The sequence below is a fragment of the Desulfotomaculum sp. genome (assembly GCF_982386235.1).
Map to the genome: position 1 here is coordinate 48211 of NZ_CEVWQM010000006.1, position 22966 is coordinate 71176.

Below are 22966 nucleotides of genomic sequence, written 5' to 3' on the forward strand. Positions count from 1 at the left end.
AGAGTAACTAGAGAAGAATGCGGCATGGCAAATACCGCAAATGCATTATTTTGCGAGCGATGTGGTTCAAAAACCATGCTTTATGAATTAATGGAAAATGCCGGATATGACGAGGAAACTATGAGGGAAACAGCTATTGCAAATGATTTAAGCGAAAAAGAACAGCCAGGGAAAGTTGAAAATGAAATACGTTTCGTTGAAGGTGATATCCCGTTTTAATGAAAACACTACATGGTAGTGGTTTTTGTATTTATGGGGTAATTTGACAAAAAGCGACATATGTAGTGTTGACATAAAGGGACGACATCGAAGAAAGTGTCATCCCTTTTTTAAGGAAGGCGGACAATAATTTAAAGAAGGTGCAAGGATGAATTTTAAAGAACAATTAGAACAACTATCGCAACAAGTTGCTGAACGGAAAAGTCACATAGTAAATGAAGAAATGACTAAACAGTCTTTGATTATACCTTTCATACAACTTCTTGGATATGACATTTTTAATCCATTAGAAGTTCGACCTGAATATTCTGCGGATTTTGCCAAAAAGAAAGGTGCTCGTGTTGATTATGCAATTTTTAATGAAAATGATGCTTCCATCTTTATCGAAGCTAAAACAGTAAACGAAAGCCTAGAAAAATATAATTCACAATTAGCTTATTACTTTAATGCCACTCATCAGTTAAAACTTGCGATCTTAACGAACGGAGTAGAGTATTACTTTTTTACCGATTTAAATGTTACAAACGTAATGGATGAAAGCCCTTTTCTCCGGTTCAACATTCTCTCTATAACCGATGAGTGCTTAAAAATTTTAGAGCAAATACGGAAACAAAACTTTAATACCAAACTAATATCTGCTCTAGCCGAAGAATTAGTTTATAAGAAAGATTTAGATGCTGCTATTTATCGGCTTCTAAAAGATCCAAACAATGATTTTATCCGTTTTGTTATAAAGGATGTTTTTCCTACTCGTATTACAGCGACAGTTATTGACAAATTTAGACCTATGGTAAAAAAATCAATCTTAGATTCCATAGAAGCGATTTACCATGAAAAAGATGAAGAAGCGTCAAAACAGATCAGCGATCCAAAAACGCCTGCTTCATTAACTAGAAACCGAAACAAGAAACCTACGGTTGCCCAGATTACTGATGAAGAAATTATTTCACCAGATTGTATAAAAACAGTCAAGTCTACAGAACCGGCGATTGATGAAGTCGCAGTAACAGTTGAAGAGCAAACCGCTGAACAATCTAGCATTGAACCAAGTGAAACAGATATGGAGATTTACCAGTGTGTTAAAAATATCCTGTCATTAGAAAAATTTGATACCGCTGAATTAGGATTCCATGCTACACCAGATTGCTTTAATATATATTATAACAATGCTACCGCTTCAATTTTGAAACTCTACTTTGCAGAGTCACCCGGTTATATAGTTATCCCACTTCCTATCGACGACATAGCTAAACGAATTGGAAACCTCTTGCGATACGAACAAGATTCAAATTCTAACTCCACAAAAATACACATTGATAATGTGCAGGATATATATAAATTGGCCAGATTAATTATTCAAAGAGTTAAGGCATTACAGGCCATCAACACGGGTATTTGATCGGTTTAGCACTCTCGGGGCCTTTTCTTCTTTGCAGAGGTAACTAGAATAAGAAAGAACGGCAGGTAGATAGCATGAATGACAAGGAAATTGCAGAATTCGTTCAAAAAGTTGAATTGCTAGTGGATGAAATTAACTCAAATTTGGATAATTTTTCTGGCGATAGCGAATTGCCGTTAGTGTCATGTCCTGGATGTGGCAAAGGAACCCGTAATTATTGGCGTGTCAGAAAAGTTTATTTGCATTGCGAACATTGTGACGAATATATTAGGGTTTCTTAACAGAATTATCAAGTCTTTGCTGTTGGTGGCTAGCAACACCGAAAAAGCAATTCTTTGCTTTAGTCGCACCCCGTGCGGGTGCGTGAATTGAAACAACAGTGTACTAGCTATGCACATAGTGCTATAATATCGGCAAAGGGAGTACCTCCAGAGTACCATCTTTATAACACGGAGGTGTCTTCTTTTGCATGGACGTATTGAGAAAAAAGGTAAAGACCACTACAGGATTGTTATTGACTTAGGGCCTAACCCCTCTGATGGCAAGCGTAAGCGCATTTACAAAACGGTAAAGATGAAGAAGCCAGATGCCGAGGCAGAAATGGCTAAGATGATTACAGAACTCCAAAAAGGCGCCTACGTTGAGCCAACAAAGATGACTTTAGAAAGCTTTCTCAGACATTGGCTGGAGGTGTATGCAAAAACAAATCTTAAGCCGCAAACCTACGATAGCTACAAAATGATTTGTGAGAAACACTTAATTCCGAACCTGGGTAAAATGCCGCTTAGTAAGTTGCATCAAACTCACCTTGAGCAATACCAAGTTAAAGCTATGGCTAGTGGCCGGTCAAACGGAAAGGGCGGCCTATCAGCCAGAACGGTACAATACCATCACCGCGTATTAGGTAAGGCCCTATCCTATGCGGTTAAAATGAAAATCCTACAATACAACATTACTAGAGACGTTAGTGCACCTAGGGCAAAGAAAAAGGAAATGCGTGCACTTACCGCAGAAGAGGTTCGACAGCTCTTAGTGACTGCCAAAGATCACAGGGATTATTCCATCGTCTTTACCGCAGTCCACACAGGCATGCGTCGCGGTGAAATAATAGGTCTTAAGTGGAAGGATATCGACTTTAAGAACAGCATTGCAAGGATCCAAAGATCACTTCAGGAAAGTGAAGAGGAAGGTATTATCCTTGGCTCAACCAAGAGCGAAGATGGCAGACCCGTACCTCTTCCTGAATGTCTTTGTGAACTTCTAAAAGAGTATAAAAAAACACAGGTTGTTAACCTATTTGACAAGGAGCGGTTGGTTTTTACTGATCCAGATGGGGATCCGGTGAACCCCAAAAATCTTAGTCACCGTATAGAAAATTTAGCAAAGAAAGCTGGCTTTCCTGGTATCAATCTCCACAGTCTTCGGCATACCTGGGCAACGCTGGCTCTGGAGTCCGGCATACACCCCAAAGTTGTTCAAGCCATCCTCGGCCACTCTAACATCAGTATTACGATGGATATTTACTCACACGTTCTTCCCGTTATGTTCATGGAGGCATCTAATATAGTTGCACAAAATATATCAGGTATCGATTTAAAACAGGACGAAAAAATTTCAGGCGGGCAATAAAAGCCCGCTTATTTTCTGACCATTTTGGTCTAGTTAGGTATATGTATTTTTAGTTTTGGCGACGATTTGGCGACGTTAACAGAAAAACACCCTCGTTTTTCAGAGGGTGTTTTTCGCGAAGCCTTGATTTATGGTGCCCGGAGCCGGGGTCGAACCGGCACGAGGGGTAAACCTCGCAGGATTTTAAGTCCTGTGCGTCTGCCTATTCCGCCACCCGGGCATGTTATTAAGCTTTTTTAGTATAACAATCTTGAGATCCTCTGTCAATACCTTGAGATATTATCTGGCGGAGCTGACGGGAGTCGAACCCGCGTTCTCCTGCGTGACAGGCAGGCATGTTAGGCCACTACACCACAGCTCCAAATTTAAAGTGGAGCGGAAGACGGGATTCGAACCCGCGACCCTCGCCTTGGCAAGGCGATGCTCTACCACTGAGCCACTTCCGCATGCAGGTCTTATCGACGAATATAAATATAGCACACGAAGTGTAGACAAGTCAATATCCAAGTTGCGGGTAATTTGCTAAACTAAATCCTATGTTTACCTAATGGAAATTATTTACTATTTTATCTATTAATTGGAAGGATTTTACATTTAATCGGAGAATTATTTAATAAAACATCATGGTGGGGGGTATTGTTCAGTGTTTCAAGAATATCGTCAAATTATCAATAGGGTTAAGGGTTTGGACAAGCCCTTATCTTCATTAACCCGAGCGGAAAGAAACGATGTCTTAAATCTTTCCATTCGTCAAGAAGAACTTGAAAAACAAATTGGTAAACATATTCAAGAGAGTTTCAAAGAGTTACAGGATGGCTTAGAGGTCGTAGCCGAATGGGTGCGTTTAATGAAAGAAGACGCCATCAAGGCACTGGGTATTGGCGGAACCCCTGAAGAAGTGTTAGCCTTGGAAGAAACTCTGGCCCAGGCTTCTTCACTGAATATGCAAATCTCCGGTTTAACTTTGGCCAATTTTTCCGCCCCGGAAAAAACTGAGTCCATTGAAAAAACCGGAGCCGAAGAGCCTGTAAAGGCTCCAATTAGCCTTATTAAAGCCAAAACCCCGAAAAACAGGCTCACCCTACCGGTAATTAATTCCACCATTGATATGGTCGAAAATGTCGAAGAACAAAAAATTGTTACAAAGGTTTTGGAAGAGATCACCGAATCCGTTGTTGCTGCGGCACCTACCATACAGTTAGCAGACGTATTTAATCAACCAAGAATTACCACACATAAAAGCAGACCACCTAAAAGAAAAAAACGTTAATAATCAACGATTACCTTTCAGGAAAGGAGGAATCATTTGCCCTACGGGCGATTAAAATGCTGTCATCCTTCACTGACGCTCAGGATGACATTCAATTTTCACTCTTTGATGGTGCCGTTAACGGCATGGAAGCCTATACTGCCATCGTTAAAAATTATTCCTTTGATCACACAAAAAAGCCATCTACTTGGTAGATGGCTTTAATTATTCATTGGAGGCGGCACCCAGGTTCGAACTGGGGGATAAAGGATTTGCAGTCCTCTGCCTTACCACTTGGCTATGCCGCCAGCTTATAAATAAATGGAGCGGAAGACGGGATTCGAACCCGCGACCCTCGCCTTGGCAAGGCGATGCTCTACCACTGAGCCACTTCCGCATAAATGGTGCCTCGAGCCGGAATCGAACCAGCGACACGCGGATTTTCAGTCCGCTGCTCTACCAACTGAGCTATCGAGGCACTGCTGACGCTTATAAAATATATCATACTATGACATGTTTCGCAATAGTTTTTACCAATTTTTTTAAGAATTATAGCCCAGTGCTACCAAAGCCACCCTTTCCCCTCTCGGTATCGCCTAATTCTTCGCATTCAATAATCTCAATGTCGGGAAGGGCATGGATAATGGCTTGGGCGATGCGGTCCCCTGCTTTGAAAGATACCTCATAATGTCCTGCGTTATGAAGCAGCACAATTACCTCCCCACGATAGTCAGAATCCACCACACCTACAGCATTGCTTAGGGTGATGCCATATTTCTTGGCATTTCCACTGCGGGGATAAACCAACATGGCATAGGCCGGGGGCAATTCAAAGGCCAGACCCGTTCTCACAGATTTATGTTCTCCAGGGCAGATGGTAAAATCCTCTATTGAGTGTAGGTCGAAACCAGCACTTTCAGGCGTAGCACGCCTAGGCATTTCCGCATTTTCATGCAACTTTTTAATTTTAACAATGCAATTTTTAAAGCTAAATAAGCTACATTGTCTGAATGGGTACAAAGCTTCATCCCTCGGTATTTTAATTTCTTGCTTTTCGCATTTATAGTCTCCCCGAATAATCTCCACTCCATAGCGGCATCTTTTGCAAGTTTCTAACATATATAAACACCCCTAAGAACAGGATTTGTGATATTTGTCACTTCGACATTCCATATGAACTTTCCCTTCTATTTGGAAAAACTTTTTGTCATTTATTTGACAACTCCCTTGAATTACGCACAATTATATCGACTGCGTAATAATATATAAGTATATTAGTATTACCCCTTTGATATTTCAAAACAAGGAAGGAGGAAATTCGTTGAAAAATATTGTGCTATTAAAACGCATTCGCAAGCAGGCCATAACTTGGATTGTTTTGCCGGCAGTAATTGGTATTGGTTGGGTCTTTCCACCCGTTGGTTTCCTTTTATTATTATGCATGGTTGGTGCAGTGGGTCTGTCTTTCTTTAGTGGCCGCTCTTGGTGCGATTGGATGTGTCCACGAGGTGCCTTCTACGACGTGTTCTTTCAAAAATTCAATCAGGGAAAACCCGTTCCGACATGGTTACGTTCAAACAAACTGCGTACTTTCATGGTAGGTTTAATATTCACCGTTCTGGGAACCCAGCTTTATTTTGCTTGGGGGGATTTACATGGTATGGGTATGGCCTTTGTTCGCCTACTAACCATAACCACTACTGTCGGCATAATATTGGGCCTAACCGTACACGCCAGGGGCTGGTGCCATATTTGCCCGATGGGTACATTGGCTAGTTGGTTCGGAAAGGGTAAGAAACCGTTATTTATTAATCGGGAAAAATGCAGCGACTGTGGTTTATGCACCAAAGCCTGCCCAATGGGCTTAGTCCCGAATATAGCTGAAAATGGTCGACTGACTGATCCAGATTGCATTAAGTGCGGCAGCTGTGTAGTTGCCTGCAATCGTAAGGTATTAAGCTTTGATCAGCCAATCAAGGAAGTTAAAAGGCCCGCTTAAGTAATAAAAAGGGTCGTGTCATTATAAGCATAAAAGTCCTTGGACACAAAAAACTCCTGAGTTATAACTCAGGAGTTTTCACTGGAGGCGGCACCCAGATTCGAACTGGGGGATAAAGGATTTGCAGTCCTCTGCCTTACCACTTGGCTATGCCGCCAGCTTATAAATAAGTGGAGCGGAAGACGGGATTCGAACCCGCGACCCTCGCCTTGGCAAGGCGATGCTCTACCACTGAGCCACTTCCGCATAGATGGTGCCTCGAGCCGGAATCGAACCAGCGACACGCGGATTTTCAGTCCGCTGCTCTACCAACTGAGCTATCGAGGCATTTATGTGGCGGAGCTGACGGGAGTCGAACCCGCGTTCTCCTGCGTGACAGGCAGGCATGTTAGGCCACTACACCACAGCTCCAAAGTCATTTAGCTCACGCTCACTGACATTGATTAGTATACAAAAACTACCCCCAGAAGTCAAATGTTATTTTTCTTACCCTATACTTTTATTTTAGATCTTCCAAAAGCCAAGATAGCTTCCCGTACCAGCTTAGCTCCTAGCAACGCTGTTTTCTCAGAATGATCATAGACCGGACTAATTTCCACCAAGTCCATGCCAACCACCTTTAATTCCTTCATTAAATAAATGGCTTCCAAAATTTCTGTTGAAGTACAGCCACCTGGCTCTGCCGTACCCGTTCCTGGTGCATAGGCTGGATCAACCACATCAATATCCAGTGATAGGTACACCGGATGTCCTAACAGCTCCGGTAACACTTGCTGCAATGGCTCCAGTACCTTTGCCGGAAACATCCGGGTATGTCCCCTGGCATAGTCAAATTCTTCCTTGGTGCCGGAGCGAATACCAAATTGGTAGATATTCTGCCCCCCCACTAAATCAACCGCCCGCCGCATAACGGAAGCATGGGAAAGGGTCTGTCCCATGTAATCCTGACGCAAATCTGCATGGGCATCAAAATGAAGAATCTTCAAACCAGGGTACTTTTTAACCACTTCCATAATTACCGGCAGGCTGATCAAATGCTCACCGCCAAGCACCAAAGGAAATTTGTTATCAGCAATAATCTTGGCCACAACTTTGCCAATCCGCTCCAGGCTTTCCAATACATGCCCAAAGGGCAGGGCAATATCACCGGCATCAAAATAGGCATAATCAGCCAGGTCAAGATCAAGCATCACGCTGTATTCTTCTAGCCCAACAGAAACCTGCCTAATGGCCCGGGGCCCCTGGCGTGTCCCCGGGCGAAAGCTGACAGTAAAATCCATTGGTGCCCCCACCAGAACTACGTTAGAATTCTCGTAGTCCTGGGTGGCACCCATAAATCCAGTGCATTGATCGAGTAGATCAAACATTGGTAATCCCCCGTTATTTATTGATTAATTCTTGGACAAAGTTAGGCAAAGCAAAGGCTGCCTGATGGATATCATGGTTGTAGTAACGTGTTTTATAGCTGGGTTTTGTACTAAAATCCACCGCCTTGGGATCATATTTTTTAGATCCCATGGTGAAGGTCCAGCTACCACTGGGGTAGGTGGGTACGTGGGCCAGGTAAACATTCGTAATGGGGTACAGGGAACGAATATCTTTATTTACCTTGGGAATTAAATCCTTATTATAATAGGGAGACTCGGTTTGTGCTACAAAGATACCATCTTCCTTTAGGGCCTCATAACAATCTTTATAGAAGTTTCCTTCAAACAAACCTACGGCAGGTCCAATGGGATCGGTGGAATCCACAATAATGATATCAAATTCATTTTTGTGATCCCTTACATATTGAATGCCATCCACACAATGCACTTCAACCTTTGGATCATCCAAGGCACCTGCAATTTCAGGCAAATATTCTTTGGATACTTCCACCACCCGCCGGTCTATCTCTACCAATATCGCCTTTTCGACACTGGGATGTTTAATGATTTCACGGATAGCACCACCGTCACCGCCTCCGATGACCAGTACTTTCCTAGGGTTTGCATGGGTATTTAAAGCCACATGGCTAATCATTTCATGATATACGAATTCGTCATTAATGCTTGTCATAATAATATTGTCCAACCAGAGCATGCGGCCTAAAAGTGGCGTATCAACAACTGCAAGGTGCTGAAATTCTGTTTGCTCTTCGTGTAACACCTTGCTTACCTCAATACCTAAAGCCAGTCCGGGAACAATCCCTCTCTCTGTATACCATAATTCCATTTCTTCACAGACCTCCTTAATACTAATACCAAAGGGGAACTGCTGCTAGGGCACAACCAATTTTATCAACCTGATGTTCTGCGGAAGCAATCTTAATTGTCTTTAGTTCCAAACCACGGGTTTCAAATGCCTCTTGTAACATGCTATTGATACTTCTTTCAGCCTCTTCTTTACTACATTTCCCCGAGAACTCCATGATAACTCCAAAGGAGTCGCTGGAGTTAATACCCACTCCCACACAGGCGGCAATGGTATCACCAGGGATATCACTGACGATGTAGCCATAGGCTGTTGGAACTAGAGAACCTGGGGTCAATACCAAGCCGGGGTCTTCTTCACATCCCGGAGGTAGAATGCTAGATACTCTTAAGAGGTTAACATTTCCGATACGTGCTTTAAGCAATGCATTGTCAAATGCGGTAAGCTTGCTTTTTCCCTCGGAAGAAGCTGCTGTAACAAAATATTTCTTAGGAGTTTGTAGCATCCTTCGTTCCCCTTTCATTATTATTGCTTTTCCATCATTCTCCCTAACAACAAAACATATTATACCAAAGAGCAGTTAAAAATAAACTATTTTTTGTAATTGACCAATTTAATATTTGTAGCCCTTGAATTTATGATAGTTTTTTTATATTGTCTCTTAATTTTTGTTTTTTGCTAATCTATGCCTTAGATCGTGACAACAAATGAAGCAAAGTATACAAATTTCAAATATTAAATGGTAGAAATGGTACAACAAAGGAGGATGTATAGGCAAGGGAAAAATCATGGCCTGAACAAATAGAAAAAATAATCAACCCCTCTATTTTAGAAAATCATTGACATCCTAAAATCATCGGCGTATAATGTGCCTCAAACCAAATATCAAAACCTTTGATTGAGAAGAGTACCTTACTTCAAGCATACTCAAAGAGAGCCGCCGGTGGTGAGAGCGCGGCAGTATCGAAATAGGGGAATGGACTCATGAGGGCGGCAAGAAAGTGATGAACGAGTAATGGCCGACGGAATCTTCATCCGTTATCAAGGAAGCATGCATGTTGGTGCATGGAGCAAGTGGGCGAATTTTCGCCAATTTGGGTGGTATCGCAGAAGCAAGCTATACGCTTTTGTCCCTTACAAGGGGACAAAGGCGTTTTTTTATTGCAGGGAGGGATATGATTGGGACTGATACGATGGCGGGGATGCTTCGTATGAATCATCACCCCATAAATATTCTGAAAGGATGAACAACCATGATCGCAAATATATTGAACAAGCTGACAAATCAAATCGAACTGACAAATGAGGAAATTTCCGGGCTTATCCGGGCAATCAACGAGGATAAAATCAGCCCGGTGCAGATTGCCGGCTTCCAGGTGGCCTTGATGATGAAGGGCCCCACATTGGCAGAAATATCAGCGATTGCGCAAGCCATGCGTGACAACTGCATACAGCTTTCCCCCAATGTACCCGGTGATCTCATGGACACATGTGGCACAGGCGGCGGTCTTTCCACATTCAATATATCCACCGCCGTAGCCATCGTAGCCGCTTCAGCGGGCATCACGGTGGCCAAGCACGGCAGCCGCTCTATTTCCAGTCTTTCAGGCAGCGCGGATGTACTGGAAGCACTGGATGTGGCAATAGACCTTGATCCCGCAGACGCTTCCAAGATGATGGAAGACATCGGTATCGCCTTTTTGTACGCGCCTCTATTCCATCCTGTGATGGGTAAAGTTCTCCCACCCGAAACAGAGCTTGGCATCAAAACGATCTTCTACACGATTATTGGCCCGCTCATCAATCCGGCGGGAGCGAATCTGCATCTCATGGGAGTATATAAGCCGGAACTGCTAGAAACAGTCAGCCAGGTGGCCCGTAGCTTGGGTTATCGGCACGGGCTATTTGTGCACGGCACCGATGGTTTGGATGAAATTTCTCTGCTGGGCCCCACGCTTGTACATGAACTCAAGGACGGCAAACTATCTCGTTATGAAATCACACCCGAGCAATTTGGCCTGACCCGTTGTACCCTTTCTGATATTGCAACCGGCACCCCCGCAGAAAATGCAAACACCATCCGACAGGTATTCTCCGGCATCGACAAAGGACCGCGCCGTGATTCCGTTCTTTTGAATGCAGCAGGCGCGCTTTATGTCGGCGGACTTGCCGAGAATATTGCCGAAGGCTTGGCCATGGCCGCTGATCTGATTGATAGCGGCAAGGCGCAGGAAAAACTGCGCCAATTGTCCGAAGCTTCCAACCGTTACGCCAGACACAAACAAGAAAGGGAACGGCCATGAGGTTTACCAGCGCCTTAGAAAAAAGAAGGCAAGCGGGTCTTTTGCCCGTCATCCCCGACCTGAAGCGAAGATCTCCCAAGGAAGGAGATCTGTTCGCGGGCAGAGAGATTCACGAGCTTGCCGAAGCCCTGCAGAACGCGGGCGCGCCTGTGCTGTCGGTTGTCACAGAATCGCAGCACTTTGGAGGCTCGTTGGAGCTGCTGAAGCAGGCCGTGGCCACCGGACTGCCTGTTTTACGCAAGGATTTCATCCAAACGGCAAGGGATATCGAGGAAACAGCGCAGGCTGGAGCCGCAGCGGCATTGCTTATCGTGTCAATGCTTGATGAGAAAACCCTTGTCAGTCTGCTGGAAAAGTGCAAAGCCTGTGGGCTGGATGCCTTGGTGGAGGTTCACACTGCGGCAGAGCTGGGGATTGTCAACCTGCTAGGCCCAAAGCTGGTGGGAATCAACAACCGGGATATTTTACGCCTGGAAAAAGACAATGGCACAGTTGAAAACACAAGTATGCTGGCGGCCCTTGTCAAACAGCCTGCTTTGGTTGTGAGCGAAAGTGCCATCCATGACCAGGAGGATGCACGCCTGGCCCTACAAGCCGGGGCCGATGCCATTTTAGTGGGTACCGCTCTTTTGCAAGCAACAGACCTCGGCGCCAAGTACAGTCAATTGCAGGTGTCTATACCATGATGCCGGTTAAGATTTGTGGGATGACAAATGAAGAAGATATCTTCATTTGTTCGCAGCTTGGGGTTCATGCTTTGGGCCTTGTGGTGGAATATCCCGTGTCCGTTCCCTGGAACCTGACCGTTCACCGCGCTGCGTCCCTGTGTTGTGCCATTCCCTCCACCGTAACAGCCTGTATGGTCACAGGCGGCAAACCAGATGATATTATTGCCAGGGCAAAGCGGGTGAGGCCCCAACTGGTGCAATTGCATTTTGAAGAAACACTGGAAGAAATCGCCTACATTGCCAAATCACTTGCGGCTGAGCAAATCCGTGTGGTGAAAGCCCTTCGCGTAGGGCCTAGTGGGCGGTTGCTGTTTGAGATTGAAGACCCGACCGAAGCGGTGCGCTTGATTGCTCAAGCTGGCGTGGCCGCATTGTTGGTCGATTCCGGTACAGCAGAAAGGCCCGGCGGCAGCGGTATTGTTGTAAACCTGAAAACCTATCGTGCTGTTGCTGCAGCAAGCAACCTGCCAGTGGTGCTGGCGGGAGGTCTGACCGCCCAAAACCTGCATGCAACGGTTCCCGCTGATCTGCCACCCAGCGCAGTGGATGTGCTGAGTGGAGTGGAAGGCGAGCCGGGTCGGAAAGAAAAAGAAAAGGTGCGCGCATTTCTGCACGCGGCAAAATCACTGCCGAAAAGGAGTGGAAAATGATGGATCAATCCATGAAAAAAGGTCGCTACGGCACACATGGTGGACAGTATGTGCCTGAGACGCTGATGAACGAACTGCTGCAGCTGGAACAGGCTTATGCTCAAGCAATGGAAGCTGCTGACTTCAGACGGGAATTGAACGCCCTGTTATCCGAATACGCCGGAAGGCCTTCTCTTTTGTACCACGCTAAAAAGATGACTCAGGATTTGGGCGGCCCTCAAATTTACCTGAAGCGGGAGGATTTAAACCATACGGGTTCCCACAAAATCAACAACGTGCTGGGACAAGTACTTTTGGCAAAGCGCATGGGCAAAAACCGGGTGATTGCAGAAACGGGAGCAGGTCAGCATGGCGTAGCGACCGCAACGGCGGCAGCGCTCCTTGGGCTTGAGTGTGCCATCTTCATGGGAAAGGAAGATGTGGAACGCCAACTGCTGAATGTTTACCGCATGGAACTGCTGGGCGCAACCGTAACGCCAGTCACAACCGGAACCATGACACTGAAGGATGCTGTAAACGAAACCATGCGGGAGTGGACCCGTCGTGTGGACGATACCCTGTATGTGCTGGGGTCGGTGATGGGACCCCACCCATTCCCCATGATGGTGCGGGATTTCCAAAGCGTCATTGGCAGAGAAGCACGCGCACAGATACTGGTGGAAACCGGACGGCTCCCCACCGCTGTGATGGCTTGTGTGGGTGGTGGCAGCAACGCAATGGGCCTGTTTTATTCCTTCCTGCAGGATGAAACAGTGCGACTGATTGGCTGCGAAGCGGCGGGTCAGGGCGTTGAGACGGACCGACATGCCGCCACGATCGCGAAGGGCAGCATGGGGATTTTCCACGGCATGAAGTCATATTTCTGCCAGGACGAGTTTGGGCAGATCGCTCCGGTTTATTCTATCTCGGCGGGATTGGATTACCCAGGCATCGGTCCGGAGCATGCTCACCTGTACGACATCGGCCGCGCGGAATATCGGCCCGTCACCGATGAAGAGGCTGTCCACGCCTTTGAATACCTGGCAAGAACCGAGGGTATTATTTGCGCCATAGAAAGTGCCCATGCCGTGGCTCAGCTGATAAAAATGGCAAAAGAATTCACGCCGCAGGACAGTGTTGTTGTCTGCCTGTCGGGCCGAGGTGATAAAGACGTGGCGGCGATCGCCCGGTATAGAGGGAGGGCTATCAATGAATAGAATCACCAAGGCATTCGGAGCTGGGCGGCCATTTATCGGTTTTATCATTGGGGGTGATCCATCGGTGGAAAAAACAGAAGAATTCATTCTGGATATGATTGAGGGTGGCGCCGATATCGTTGAGATCGGTATCCCCTTTTCAGATCCCATTGCGGAAGGTCCCACCATCCAAGCGGCCAGCCTGCGCGCGCTTCAAAACGGGACCAATGTTGACAAATTATTTGATATGGTAGCCTCCCTGCGTCTCAAAACCCAAATACCGCTTTTGTTTATGACCTATCTGAATCCGGTGTTTCATTATGGGTATGAGCGTTTCTTTGCCCGCTGCCAAGCCTGTGGCTTGGACGGTATCATCATCCCAGACTTACCTTATGAAGAGCGGCAGGACGTGGAGGATATTTCAAACCGCTATGGCATCGCGCTTATTTCCATGGTTGCCCCGACGTCCAAAGACAGAATCAGTCAAATTGTACAGCATGCGCAGGGCTTTATCTACACTGTTTCTTCCATGGGGGTCACAGGCGTGCGCAGCAATCTGGACGACACGATCGCCCAATTGGTTCAAAGCATCAAAAAAAAGACCCCCGTACCAGTGGCCGTAGGCTTTGGAATCAGCACCCCTGAGCAAGCGCGTGCGGTTGTCCAATATGCTGATGGCGTGATTGTGGGCAGCGCACTGGTCAATATCATCGCCTCTCACAAGGAAGAGGCCGGGCTGTTTTTACGGGAATATGTGCAAAAGATGAAAGCGGCTATGGTCGTGCAAGAATAAACCAACCGGATTCTTGCTATCTTATGGTGAGTGGATAGGATAATCTTTCAACTATACATGAAAAAATGACTGGTGTTCGTTTTTTTTCAAAGCAATAAATTATATACAGGCCCTATTATATTTTCTAGGCATGAGTTTTGTTCCCCCCGGGCATGCTATTTTGGAAAGGCAAATAATTTTCAAAGGGGGCAGACTGTATGAAGACAATTACCGGATTTTTCTCCTCCAAGGATCAAGCAGAAAGAGCCATCAAGGAATTGCGCCGCAATGGCTATGATAAGGAAATTTCGATGGTGGCCAAGGATGATGAAAAGATGCAGGAAGGACCCAGAACCTCCAACTTTACCGGTGGAGATGGTGTCGCGGATGGCGCAGTTGGTGGTGCTACCATAGGTGGTCTAGCTGGTTTAGCCTTGGGCGTCGGTGCCTTAGCTATTCCTGGTTTTGGTCCTTTGGTCGCTGCGGGCCCAATTGCCGCCATTTTATCCGGTGCTGCCACAGGTGGTATTGCCGGTGGATTGGCCGACTATGGCATTCCTGCTGAAAAGGGTCGGGAATATGAAAACCGTATCCGCGAAGGCAAAATGTTGGTGACCGTTAAATCTGCTGATGGCACAGCCGAAAAAGCTGCCGAGGCTTTAAGAAATGCCGGTGCTGAAAACGTAGAAATCCATTAAACCAAGCACAGGGAGTGTCGCACTACTTTTTAGTAGCAGTGGCACTCTCCTTTTTTAGCCGTCAGCTTCCGCTTCAGCGCTCAAAAACCATTCCTGACACCACAGACAGTTACGTATTACCTACATAAAAAGTCCAAGCCCCACGGCTCGTGGCCCTAAGCACTTCCTACGGCTATCTTGCTGATAGCTGACGGCTATTCAGTTATTCTCTTCCAATCTACTTCTTATATCCCTAGCTGCATCCGAATCCAAGGGCTTTTCTGTTGCATCCGTCGACCCGTCAAATAAATGCCGCTTCATGCTAAATTCTGAGGTTACACTATCAATTTGAATGGAATCTACCGCAATTAAACGATTTTCTTTCCCATCATGATAATAATTTAGCAGCATCACGGAATAGGGTCTTTTCTCTACTTCCTGCAGCGCACCTAAACCGGAGGCACCGGAGGTCCCGGCATTGATCAGAACACTATGCCCCACCTTTTCCACGTTAAACTGGTGATTATGCCCAAATAACAGCACGGGTGCCAATCCAGCCAGGGGGCGGGCCACATAGGGACTGTGCACAGCTATGATATCCACGGGTTTATCCTGTTTAGCCAGGGAATATTTAATTTGTTTAACGAATTGTTCTTCCTCTTCCGGGGCAACCGATTTAATCTGATTGGTACGGGAGGCAGGATCATGAAAACCGACGATTCTAAAACCCTTTATCTCAACGGGTTTCCCGAGAACCATGACGTTTCCCTTTAACTCTTTCATTTTACTAATAATGCTGGGGGAGTCATGATTACCTGCCAGGAAGAGATAGGGTACGGGTAAGCTTTTAATACGTTCCAGCAACAACCCTTCCAGGGGGGTGCCAAAATCGCTAATATCCCCCGTATCAATGATAAAATCAACCTGAAACAATTCCGCCATTCTTCGGACCACTTCTATACCCGCAGGATTATTATGAAGATCCGATACATGGAGGATTTTGGTCGTATGGGTGTCCGTGGCAAGGGGCTGAAGGTTATCCACTTGTTCATAAAGCTGATAAAAGTTTTCAGCCACCAATTGAAGTTTATTACTTAGGGTATCGATTTTGGTAATGGCTTCTTCGGCAATTCCGATCATCCAGGGGGCCGCCTTTAATGCTCCTTCATACTCAGGGTTTGAGAACCGATTAACATCAAAACTTTTATACGTGGCAAAAAGCAAAAGACCGACTATACCCACCGCCACAAGGCTTCCCAATAGATATTCGGTTATCTTTCGGGAACGTAATAAAAAAGCTCCCAATAACCCAGCCACTCCGGCCAGGGCAATTAATTTCCCTACATATCTTCTTGCTTCCTTTTTTAAATCATTCTCCAGCCTTAGGGAAATTTCTCTTTGGTCAACATTATTTTGTACGAGGCTTTGAATTTTTTCTAAATCGAGACCAGTTAAATGCACCGTCATCTTTAAAGGAGTGTTGTGTGTGTAAGCCCTCACCAACCCCAAAGGCGGTACCTCCAGTTGGGTGGTCCCTTGATAGGCCAAGGTGGTGCGCACATTAAACTCAAGGCCTTCAAAATCAAAGGAATGGCTGCCAAAAGTATGAACTGCCAACAAGGACAGAAAAATTGCTATAGCAATTATCAATACATGCCTGTTTATTTTGATTTTCATAATTACATTCTCTGTACTTTGAGCACTCTTTATGTAAGGTGTCAAAAGAACCGTCACCATGACATCCGCCCTTGACATTGCTTGCTTATTTTCTAAGTTGTTCAAATATACTTTTATAAACCAATGCATCCTCCGCCTGGGTCCCGGCTGATTCACAAATTATTACTGGTTCCATCTGGCGTTCTACCATTAATTCCGCCAGAGGTGTAAAGTCCGGACCATACAGATGACTTTCCTGCAGGGTCCAGTGTTTCTTTTCGCCGGCCTTGGTAAACTCAATCGTACTAAAATGCATATGCAGGCGATTAACCACTTCTTGGCCCAGAGTCTGTTCAATCCGATCTAATACCCTGGCATAGTCTTCTTTGGTTTTTAAATTTCCCTGGCTAATGGCATTTAGATGTCCAAAATCAACACAAGGTATCACTTGCTCTCCCAACGTACATAATTCTAGAACTTCCTCTAGGGAGCCCATCTGATTAATTTTACCCATTGTTTCCGGAGCCAAAAAAATATTTTGTAAACCCTCTGCGGCAACCTCCTGTAAAATCTCTTTAAATAAAACCTTAGCACGGTCAAAAGTAACCAATCTGTCACTCCCTGGGCCACCCCCGGGATGAAATACGACAGTTTGTGCTCCCATCCATTTGGCTACCCGTAATGAATCCAATAGGTATCCCTTGGTTTTTATCTTTTTCTCAGGTTCTTCTGTACTCAAATTGATGTAATAGGGAGCATGGATCGAGAGGGTTATCCCAAACTGGCGTGCCCTTTCCCCCAATTCCCTGGCCATTGGTTCTTTGATTTTGACACCCCGGCTACACTGATACTCATAGGCATTTAAACCTTGCCTTGACAACCATGCTGGCATATCCAAGGAACTTTTATACCCTTGGGAATAAAAAGCATCCGGTGCTCCTGCAGAGCCAAATTTAACAGTCATTTTTTCTCTCCTTTACCTGGTCAACGATTTATTCTATCTATTTTGGAAGGATTTTACATATATGGAAGTGAATATACATATTAAAACCTTTAATGGGGGTTAAAAATGAGAAATAAACTATACCAGTTAGTCTTTTTATTTCTATTTTTGGGGTTCCTTTCGGCTATGATGGGCTACGATAGAGATAATTTTCCTGTGCTATCCAAAACACAAATTCCCCAAGAAATGGATCTCACCTATGCGATGGCAGAGCCGTTGAAAACGCTAGATCCAGCTGAAGCCAATAATATGTCGGAAGCAAGGGTTTTGTCAAATATTTTTGAGGGCCTCGTCCGCTATCGGTCAGGCAGCAGCGAAATCGAGCCTTGCCTAGCCACCGATTGGGAGATATCCAAAGATGGCTGTAATTGGATTTTCCATTTAAGAAAAAATATTAGCTTTCATGACGGCACACCCTTTAATGCCGAGGCAGTAAAAATTAATATCGAAAGACAACTACCACCCCAAAAAAAGGATACCATGTCCTATGGCAGTTTTACCTTTGGCATCGTTAAGGCAGTGGATGTCATTGATGAATACACCATAAAATTTACTTTAAAGACCCCTTACTCACCCTTTTTAAGAAACCTTGCCATGCCCTGGTCCGCACCAATTGTTAGTCCACAATCCCTTAGGGCAGCCACGAAGGGTAATCAGGCAAACTATGCAGGTACAGGCCCCTTTTTCCTAGCAGACTGGCGAGATGGTGCACCGGTCCTCTTGGCCTATGAAAAATACTGGGGTCAAAAGCCCTTAATCAAATCCATCGCCTTTCTTCCCCAGTCTCCCCAGCAAAGGGCCACTGCCCTTGATAAAGGAATTGTGCAGCTAGTCGATTTATCGGATTTACCCCCGGCAGATATTAAGTCAGAAAGAATGGTTATTACCACTCAAACAGCACCTTCCATCAGTTATCTTGGGATGTACAACAATCGTCCCCCCTTTAACAACGACAAGGTGCGGCGAGCCCTTTGCATGTCCATCGATACAAAGGATTTGAGCATGCAAATGTTTGGACATCAAGCTTTGGCTGCTAATAGTATTCTGCCACCGTTAATTGCAGGCCATCATGAAAATTTAAAACCCTATTATGGCGGTTCTGAAAAAGCAAAGGAACTACTAAAACAATATGGTTACCCAAATGGACTGGACATCACACTCATCACTTATAATACACCCCGCCCCTATAATCTACTGGGGGGAGCTGAATTGGCTAATATTATTAAAAAACAACTGGCACCTGCTGGTATTCGTGTGATCATAAAGGTTTATCCATGGCATGAATTTAAATCGGCCCTGCATAAACAACAGGGTGATGCCTTTTTATTCGGTTGGGTCAGTGACAATTTGGACCCAGATAATTTTCTTTATACCCTGCTGTCTGCCAATGAAACTGCCAAAACAAACCTTACCTATTATAAAAACAGTGAGGTAGACCGTTTAATCAGTGCCGCTCAAAAAGAACAAGATGAGAAAACGCGGATTCGGTTATACTACCACGCCCAACAGATCATGCTTCAGGATACGCCTATGGTCTTTTTGAATTATGGTCAAGAAAAAATTGCTATTGCTAAAAATGTAAAGGATGTAGAAATCACAAGCTTCGGTATTCCCCTTTTTGCCAAGGCCTACATTCAAAAATAATCTGGGCAGACAAATGCCAGGCCACAAACTGCGAAGTTTATCAAAGAAAATAAATAAAAAATGAATAGATTTTCAATTTTGGAAAAAGATATGACTAGTAAGTTCCAAAATTTATTAGGGGAGGTCATTCCATGCAAGCTATGCAACAACTGCAAGATCGCGTCAATCATCTGCGGAATGATATCAGTCAAATTCAACAAATGTGTAACCAAATGCAACAGACGGAACAACAAAATGCTCAACAACTGCAACAACTCTCAAGCCATGAGTCCACTACCGCACAGCAATTGCAACGCCTCAGTCAGACATTGCAACATATGAATCAGGACTTAGCTCAAATTAGCAGTGCATCTCAACAATTACCCCAGCAGAACCAGCAGTATAACATTAATCCTTACGGACAAGGCCAACCATATGGAAGTTTCATAAGTTCTACTGTAGATCCCCAGGCCTTAAACTCTGTGAGCAACCTTGGGCAATATACCAGTTTTCAAAGCAATCAAAACCAACCCTTTGCTCAATATAACCAAAACAGTTCACAGCAATTTGGCCAGCAGGCTAATCCATCCCAGTCAAGCCGCCCATTTGCCCAATATAACCAGTACGGCCAGCAACAAGGGCAGCAATATGGTAGCTTTGGTCAAGGACAACAGTTGAGTCAAAATAATCAACAGAGCCAACCCTATGCCCAATACAACCAGTACAGTCAACAACAACAGGAGCAAAACTTTCAAAATCTAGGTACCTATGGTCAGAGTACCAGTCAAGCAAATTACCTTAGTGGCCAACTTGGATCATTTAGCAGCCCCCAATTGGGACAACTTTACAATCAATACAATCAATAATCAAGCCTTAATAGGGAGTGTCGGAACTACTTTTTTAGTAGTAAGCGACACTCCCTTTTTATTTCACCTACATAACGAATGTACTATTAATAATGTATGAACATCAATTTTTTTACAAACAAAGGTTTAATTAGACATTTTATCCCCCTTACAAAAGCAACCAATGAGAAGTATAATGAATATACAATTTATGGTATTATTTGCAGGAGGTGTAAATTATGGCAAAGACTTTAAAAGAGGGTGCTGCATATAATCAGCGTGACATAGTGGACATACTTGCAGAATTTTCCGGGTTCAAAGACAGGGTAGAAAAGAAATTTAAAGATGTAGCAAAGGAACTAGACGGCAAAGCAAACGAGCATGAACTCTGGGTAGGAGTATACATGATTGCCAGTGACTATGCAGATGAACAAGCTTCCCGTCGCAAAGTAGTTGTTGACCAAATTCAAAAGATATCCTAGTAATATAGCAACCCTGTGGCCGCAGGGTTGTCTTATGTTAATCTTCAGATTGACATTTTTTGTTAGTGAAAGTATAATCAACAAAAAACAAACAGGAGGATGCTATAATGACTTTTGAAGTATATTACCCTCGTTCCGAAAACTACGTATCCGTATCTAAAAATCATATTACTTTAAATCGCAACCTAGCAGCAAAACTAAATGTTGACCATATCGAATTAGCCTACGATAGAGAAACAAAGGTTATTCGTATTCAAGGCTCCTCAGCCGATAGCGGTCTTATATTAAACAAAACACGTATTGGTGCAAAGGGTTTTTTACAATACTTCGGCATCGAAAACAAAGGCAAATTTCCAGCTACCTATAATGAAGAAGAAAATAGCATCTATATTCAATTATAATGCAGCCCAACCATAAAGGTTGGGTTTTTTCAAAATTATATATATTAAATTGAAAGGTAGGTTTTCGTTATGGTGATACATCCTTCCGTCTTTATTGCACCTGGTGCAATGGTTATTGGTGCTGTTAACATTCAAGATCAAGCCAGCATTTGGTATAATGCGGTGGTTCGGGGGGATGCTGACAGTATTTTCATCGGTAAAAAAACCAATATTCAGGATTGCTGTGTACTTCATCAAGACAAAGGTTTCCCTCTGCAGGTGGGGGAAAATGTTACTGTAGGGCACGGCACCATTCTGCATGGTTGCAGTATAGGAAGTAATTGCATAGTAGGTATGGGCTCCATTGTACTCAATGGAGCCCAAATAGGGGAAGGATCAATTATTGGTGCCGGCACGCTGGTCAAGGAAGGCCAGGAAATTCCACCAGGGTCCCTAGCGGTAGGTTCACCGGCCAGGATCATTCGCAGCTTAACAGAAGAGGAAAAAGAAAAAATTATTCATTCAGCCCAGCATTACTACCAAATGGCTCAAAAATATAAAAACGATCTGAAATAGTCTTCATGTTAAAAGACCAGGTCATACACCTGGTCTTTTTAGCTACTTTCCGCTTTCGTTAAGGCTTAATCCCTTGCCCTTCTCAAATTCTTTCTTGGATAGGTAAAATACATCGCAAATGGTGTATTTCTGGAATTTACTTTCCAGTTCTTTTTCATGCTGATGTCCATAGACGATGCCTCTGGAAACTGCTTTATCTTCAAAGCTAAGTAGATATAAGTCCCCTTCTTTTAAAAACCGGCAGGGAACCTCATGGGTTTGTGAAAATTTAACGGCAGCAGGCAAAACCTTCTCAAAATCTTCGGGCTCCAGGGTAAAGGCAGGGTAAAGGTAAGATCGCACTTAAATAGTCTCCTTTCATGACTTGCTTACCTTATGTGTATTCAACAATGACGTTTTTTGACCTTTATGCAAATGGTGGTAGAAATGTTAATTACAGCGATCATCGTCCTCGAAGATTCTAGTATCTGTAATTTCTGCATAGGCCTGACGATTTAGCAACTGATCTAAGCCTTCCCTAAGAACCCGATAGCCGGTGTCTCCCTCATCCATGACCTGTAATTCAATCTTTTTTTCCACGTTGACTGTACTATCTCGATAACGAATGGTCAGATAAACCCAAAAGCTCTCCGGGCTGCCCCCTTCGGAACGAATTCTTTGAACCTTGATCTGTTCAATTTGGCTAATAATTTTATGCAATTGATCATAGTCCTGGGGACCAGGTTTATGAATGGTCTTTAAGGCAAGGTTCGTATCCTGTTGATCGATGGTATTCATCAATACTTCGATCACTTCCTCTGGACTCATGGCTGTTATCATTTGTTTAAATCTCCCCGCTGCCTTCCAGATCATCATTTGGTGAGCCAGGTTTTCTTTACCCGATTGGTGTACCTTACTGTCCCTGAAATGAATGCAAAAATGCCCATTAAAATTATTTCCCCGTATGGCCCCAGAACCATGGGGCATACCGTTCATAGACGCAGCAATACGGCGACCCGCCACCTCCAGAACAATGGCTTTTCTTTTCCAACTCCATTGTCCATCATAGATGACGTTCATAATCGCCGTATCCTTGGCTGTCAAAGGCTGCACATCTGCATGATAGGTTCCGCCACGTCTCTGAACCTGAAAACTTAACCCAGTATCTACATCAATAACCGTGGCATTGGCATAGCGATAAAAGATTTGGTCAACTTCCTCCCAGGTTAAAAATTCACTCCGTTCAATTTCCGGTGGTGCACTGTGTGGCAGAGGCGCTACCTCTTCTGGCGTTTTAAAAGCTTCCCAGATTACATTGCCTAATGTAATTAGACATGCCAGTACAATAAGCAACCTAAAAAATTGTCTTGGCTTTAAAATGATAAAAAAAGAATTTTTCACCGGCCCGTCCCCCAAGATTTCATCTAAC

At 44.4% G+C, this 22966-nt stretch carries 26 protein-coding genes, 10 tRNA genes and 1 other annotated feature; of the genes, 18 read left to right on the forward strand and 18 right to left on the reverse strand.

What is annotated here, in order from left to right; genetic code table 11:
• Positions 1–24 precede the first annotated feature (24 nt).
• The 4 genes from AC1U9Z_RS05125 to AC1U9Z_RS05140 all read left to right on the forward strand — a co-directional run bounded on the left by AC1U9Z_RS05125 (position 25) and on the right by AC1U9Z_RS05140 (position 3247).
• Entirely contained in the window at positions 25–219 is a 195-nt protein-coding gene (locus AC1U9Z_RS05125; protein WP_479956094.1) for a hypothetical protein, read from the forward strand.
• Positions 220–367: 148 nt separating this feature from the next.
• Positions 368–1618 carry a type I restriction enzyme HsdR N-terminal domain-containing protein gene (locus AC1U9Z_RS05130; protein ID WP_479956096.1) on the forward strand — a complete coding sequence of 417 codons (1251 nt, stop codon included), beginning with the start codon at positions 368–370 and terminating at the stop codon, positions 1616–1618.
• Positions 1619–1692: 74 nt separating this feature from the next.
• Entirely contained in the window at positions 1693–1899 is a 207-nt protein-coding gene (locus tag AC1U9Z_RS05135) for a hypothetical protein (protein WP_479956098.1), read from the forward strand.
• Positions 1900–2083: 184 nt separating this feature from the next.
• On the forward strand, positions 2084–3247 hold the full coding sequence (locus AC1U9Z_RS05140) for a site-specific integrase (protein ID WP_479956100.1): 1164 nt from the start codon (positions 2084–2086) through the stop codon (positions 3245–3247).
• Positions 3248–3378: 131 nt separating this feature from the next.
• On the opposite strand, the gene AC1U9Z_RS05145 is transcribed toward AC1U9Z_RS05140, so the two are convergent.
• The 3 genes from AC1U9Z_RS05145 to AC1U9Z_RS05155 all read right to left on the reverse strand — a co-directional run bounded on the left by AC1U9Z_RS05145 (position 3379) and on the right by AC1U9Z_RS05155 (position 3693).
• A tRNA-Leu gene (locus AC1U9Z_RS05145) sits at positions 3379–3467 on the reverse strand.
• A 64-nt stretch (positions 3468–3531) separates the two neighbouring features.
• A tRNA-Asp gene (locus AC1U9Z_RS05150) sits at positions 3532–3608 on the reverse strand.
• 10 nt (positions 3609–3618) lie between these two features.
• Positions 3619–3693, reverse strand: a tRNA-Gly gene (locus AC1U9Z_RS05155).
• A gap of 197 nt (positions 3694–3890) precedes the next feature.
• Between AC1U9Z_RS05155 and AC1U9Z_RS05160 the strand changes: the two genes are divergently transcribed.
• The gene (locus AC1U9Z_RS05160; protein ID WP_333529111.1) at positions 3891–4517 is read left to right on the forward strand and encodes a hypothetical protein; all 627 of its coding nucleotides are present in this window, start codon (positions 3891–3893) and stop codon (positions 4515–4517) included.
• Positions 4518–4573: 56 nt separating this feature from the next.
• Positions 4574–4711 (forward strand): hypothetical protein, encoded by a 138-nt coding sequence (locus tag AC1U9Z_RS05165; protein ID WP_333529110.1) that lies wholly within the window; start codon positions 4574–4576, stop codon positions 4709–4711.
• Between the two features lie 18 nt (positions 4712–4729).
• On the opposite strand, the gene AC1U9Z_RS05170 is transcribed toward AC1U9Z_RS05165, so the two are convergent.
• From AC1U9Z_RS05170 to dut, 4 genes are all read right to left on the reverse strand, one after another.
• A tRNA-Cys gene (locus tag AC1U9Z_RS05170) sits at positions 4730–4804 on the reverse strand.
• Positions 4805–4818: 14 nt separating this feature from the next.
• A tRNA-Gly gene (locus AC1U9Z_RS05175) sits at positions 4819–4893 on the reverse strand.
• Positions 4894–4898: 5 nt separating this feature from the next.
• Positions 4899–4974 (reverse strand) — tRNA-Phe (locus tag AC1U9Z_RS05180).
• 71 nt (positions 4975–5045) lie between these two features.
• Positions 5046–5615, reverse strand: coding sequence for a dUTP diphosphatase (dut, locus tag AC1U9Z_RS05185; RefSeq protein ID WP_333529109.1), 570 nt, complete (start codon positions 5613–5615; stop codon positions 5046–5048).
• A 202-nt stretch (positions 5616–5817) separates the two neighbouring features.
• Here dut and AC1U9Z_RS05190 point away from each other — a divergent pair, with 202 nt between their 5' ends.
• Positions 5818–6495 carry a 4Fe-4S binding protein gene (locus tag AC1U9Z_RS05190; RefSeq protein WP_479956104.1) on the forward strand — a complete coding sequence of 226 codons (678 nt, stop codon included), beginning with the start codon at positions 5818–5820 and terminating at the stop codon, positions 6493–6495.
• A gap of 82 nt (positions 6496–6577) precedes the next feature.
• Here AC1U9Z_RS05190 and AC1U9Z_RS05195 read toward each other — a convergent pair.
• The 7 genes from AC1U9Z_RS05195 to AC1U9Z_RS05225 all read right to left on the reverse strand — a co-directional run bounded on the left by AC1U9Z_RS05195 (position 6578) and on the right by AC1U9Z_RS05225 (position 9193).
• A tRNA-Cys gene (locus AC1U9Z_RS05195) sits at positions 6578–6652 on the reverse strand.
• Positions 6653–6666: 14 nt separating this feature from the next.
• Positions 6667–6741: transfer RNA gene (locus tag AC1U9Z_RS05200), tRNA-Gly, on the reverse strand.
• A gap of 5 nt (positions 6742–6746) precedes the next feature.
• Positions 6747–6822 (reverse strand) — tRNA-Phe (locus AC1U9Z_RS05205).
• A 7-nt stretch (positions 6823–6829) separates the two neighbouring features.
• A tRNA-Asp gene (locus AC1U9Z_RS05210) sits at positions 6830–6906 on the reverse strand.
• 80 nt (positions 6907–6986) lie between these two features.
• Complete coding sequence (gene speB, locus AC1U9Z_RS05215) at positions 6987–7862, reverse strand: agmatinase (RefSeq protein WP_333529107.1); 876 nt, start codon at positions 7860–7862, stop codon at positions 6987–6989.
• Positions 7863–7875: 13 nt separating this feature from the next.
• Complete coding sequence (speE, locus tag AC1U9Z_RS05220) at positions 7876–8709, reverse strand: polyamine aminopropyltransferase (RefSeq protein WP_333529106.1); 834 nt, start codon at positions 8707–8709, stop codon at positions 7876–7878.
• A 22-nt stretch (positions 8710–8731) separates the two neighbouring features.
• Positions 8732–9193, reverse strand: coding sequence for a pyruvoyl-dependent arginine decarboxylase (locus AC1U9Z_RS05225; RefSeq protein WP_333529105.1), 462 nt, complete (start codon positions 9191–9193; stop codon positions 8732–8734).
• A gap of 380 nt (positions 9194–9573) precedes the next feature.
• Positions 9574–9826 (forward strand) — a binding site (T-box leader).
• Between the two features lie 115 nt (positions 9827–9941).
• Here AC1U9Z_RS05225 and trpD point away from each other — a divergent pair.
• The 6 genes from trpD to AC1U9Z_RS05255 all read left to right on the forward strand — a co-directional run bounded on the left by trpD (position 9942) and on the right by AC1U9Z_RS05255 (position 15014).
• Positions 9942–10991, forward strand: coding sequence for an anthranilate phosphoribosyltransferase (trpD, locus tag AC1U9Z_RS05230; RefSeq protein WP_479956108.1), 1050 nt, complete (start codon positions 9942–9944; stop codon positions 10989–10991).
• Positions 10988–11677 carry an indole-3-glycerol-phosphate synthase gene (locus tag AC1U9Z_RS05235; RefSeq protein ID WP_479956110.1) on the forward strand — a complete coding sequence of 230 codons (690 nt, stop codon included), beginning with the start codon at positions 10988–10990 and terminating at the stop codon, positions 11675–11677. The genes trpD and AC1U9Z_RS05235 overlap by 4 nt, the downstream gene beginning before the upstream one ends.
• Positions 11674–12369, forward strand: a complete 696-nt coding sequence (locus AC1U9Z_RS05240; protein WP_479956112.1) for a phosphoribosylanthranilate isomerase — start codon at positions 11674–11676, stop codon at positions 12367–12369. Before AC1U9Z_RS05235 ends, AC1U9Z_RS05240 begins: the two co-directional genes overlap by 4 nt.
• Positions 12370–12380: 11 nt before the next feature.
• Positions 12381–13565 (forward strand): tryptophan synthase subunit beta, encoded by a 1185-nt coding sequence (gene trpB / locus AC1U9Z_RS05245; protein ID WP_479956219.1) that lies wholly within the window; start codon positions 12381–12383, stop codon positions 13563–13565.
• Complete coding sequence (gene trpA / locus AC1U9Z_RS05250) at positions 13558–14337, forward strand: tryptophan synthase subunit alpha (protein WP_479956114.1); 780 nt, start codon at positions 13558–13560, stop codon at positions 14335–14337. The genes trpB and trpA overlap by 8 nt, the downstream gene beginning before the upstream one ends.
• A gap of 197 nt (positions 14338–14534) precedes the next feature.
• Positions 14535–15014 (forward strand): hypothetical protein, encoded by a 480-nt coding sequence (locus tag AC1U9Z_RS05255; RefSeq protein WP_333529100.1) that lies wholly within the window; start codon positions 14535–14537, stop codon positions 15012–15014.
• 198 nt (positions 15015–15212) lie between these two features.
• Here AC1U9Z_RS05255 and AC1U9Z_RS05260 read toward each other — a convergent pair whose 3' ends face one another.
• Complete coding sequence (locus AC1U9Z_RS05260) at positions 15213–16670, reverse strand: metallophosphoesterase family protein (RefSeq protein ID WP_479956116.1); 1458 nt, start codon at positions 16668–16670, stop codon at positions 15213–15215.
• 85 nt (positions 16671–16755) lie between these two features.
• Complete coding sequence (locus AC1U9Z_RS05265; RefSeq protein ID WP_479956118.1) at positions 16756–17613, reverse strand: TIM barrel protein; 858 nt, start codon at positions 17611–17613, stop codon at positions 16756–16758.
• A 105-nt stretch (positions 17614–17718) separates the two neighbouring features.
• Between AC1U9Z_RS05265 and AC1U9Z_RS05270 the strand changes: the two genes are divergently transcribed.
• The 5 genes from AC1U9Z_RS05270 (at position 17719) to AC1U9Z_RS05290 (ending at position 21558) form a co-directional block, all read left to right on the forward strand.
• Positions 17719–19296 (forward strand): ABC transporter substrate-binding protein, encoded by a 1578-nt coding sequence (locus AC1U9Z_RS05270; protein ID WP_479956120.1) that lies wholly within the window; start codon positions 17719–17721, stop codon positions 19294–19296.
• A gap of 131 nt (positions 19297–19427) precedes the next feature.
• Positions 19428–20141 carry a hypothetical protein gene (locus AC1U9Z_RS05275; protein WP_479956122.1) on the forward strand — a complete coding sequence of 238 codons (714 nt, stop codon included), beginning with the start codon at positions 19428–19430 and terminating at the stop codon, positions 20139–20141.
• Positions 20142–20359: 218 nt separating this feature from the next.
• Positions 20360–20602 (forward strand): hypothetical protein, encoded by a 243-nt coding sequence (locus tag AC1U9Z_RS05280; RefSeq protein ID WP_333529095.1) that lies wholly within the window; start codon positions 20360–20362, stop codon positions 20600–20602.
• 107 nt (positions 20603–20709) lie between these two features.
• Positions 20710–21003: a hypothetical protein gene (locus tag AC1U9Z_RS05285; protein ID WP_333529094.1), complete on the forward strand. Its 294-nt coding sequence runs from the start codon at positions 20710–20712 to the stop codon at positions 21001–21003.
• Between the two features lie 69 nt (positions 21004–21072).
• Positions 21073–21558: a gamma carbonic anhydrase family protein gene (locus AC1U9Z_RS05290; RefSeq protein WP_479956124.1), complete on the forward strand. Its 486-nt coding sequence runs from the start codon at positions 21073–21075 to the stop codon at positions 21556–21558.
• A gap of 42 nt (positions 21559–21600) precedes the next feature.
• Here AC1U9Z_RS05290 and AC1U9Z_RS05295 read toward each other — a convergent pair whose 3' ends face one another.
• Both AC1U9Z_RS05295 and AC1U9Z_RS05300 read right to left on the reverse strand, forming a co-directional pair.
• Positions 21601–21900, reverse strand: a complete 300-nt coding sequence (locus AC1U9Z_RS05295; protein WP_479956126.1) for a hypothetical protein — start codon at positions 21898–21900, stop codon at positions 21601–21603.
• Positions 21901–21987: 87 nt separating this feature from the next.
• On the reverse strand, positions 21988–22938 hold the full coding sequence (locus AC1U9Z_RS05300) for a hypothetical protein (RefSeq protein WP_479956128.1): 951 nt from the start codon (positions 22936–22938) through the stop codon (positions 21988–21990).
• Positions 22939–22966: the final 28 nt, after the last annotated feature.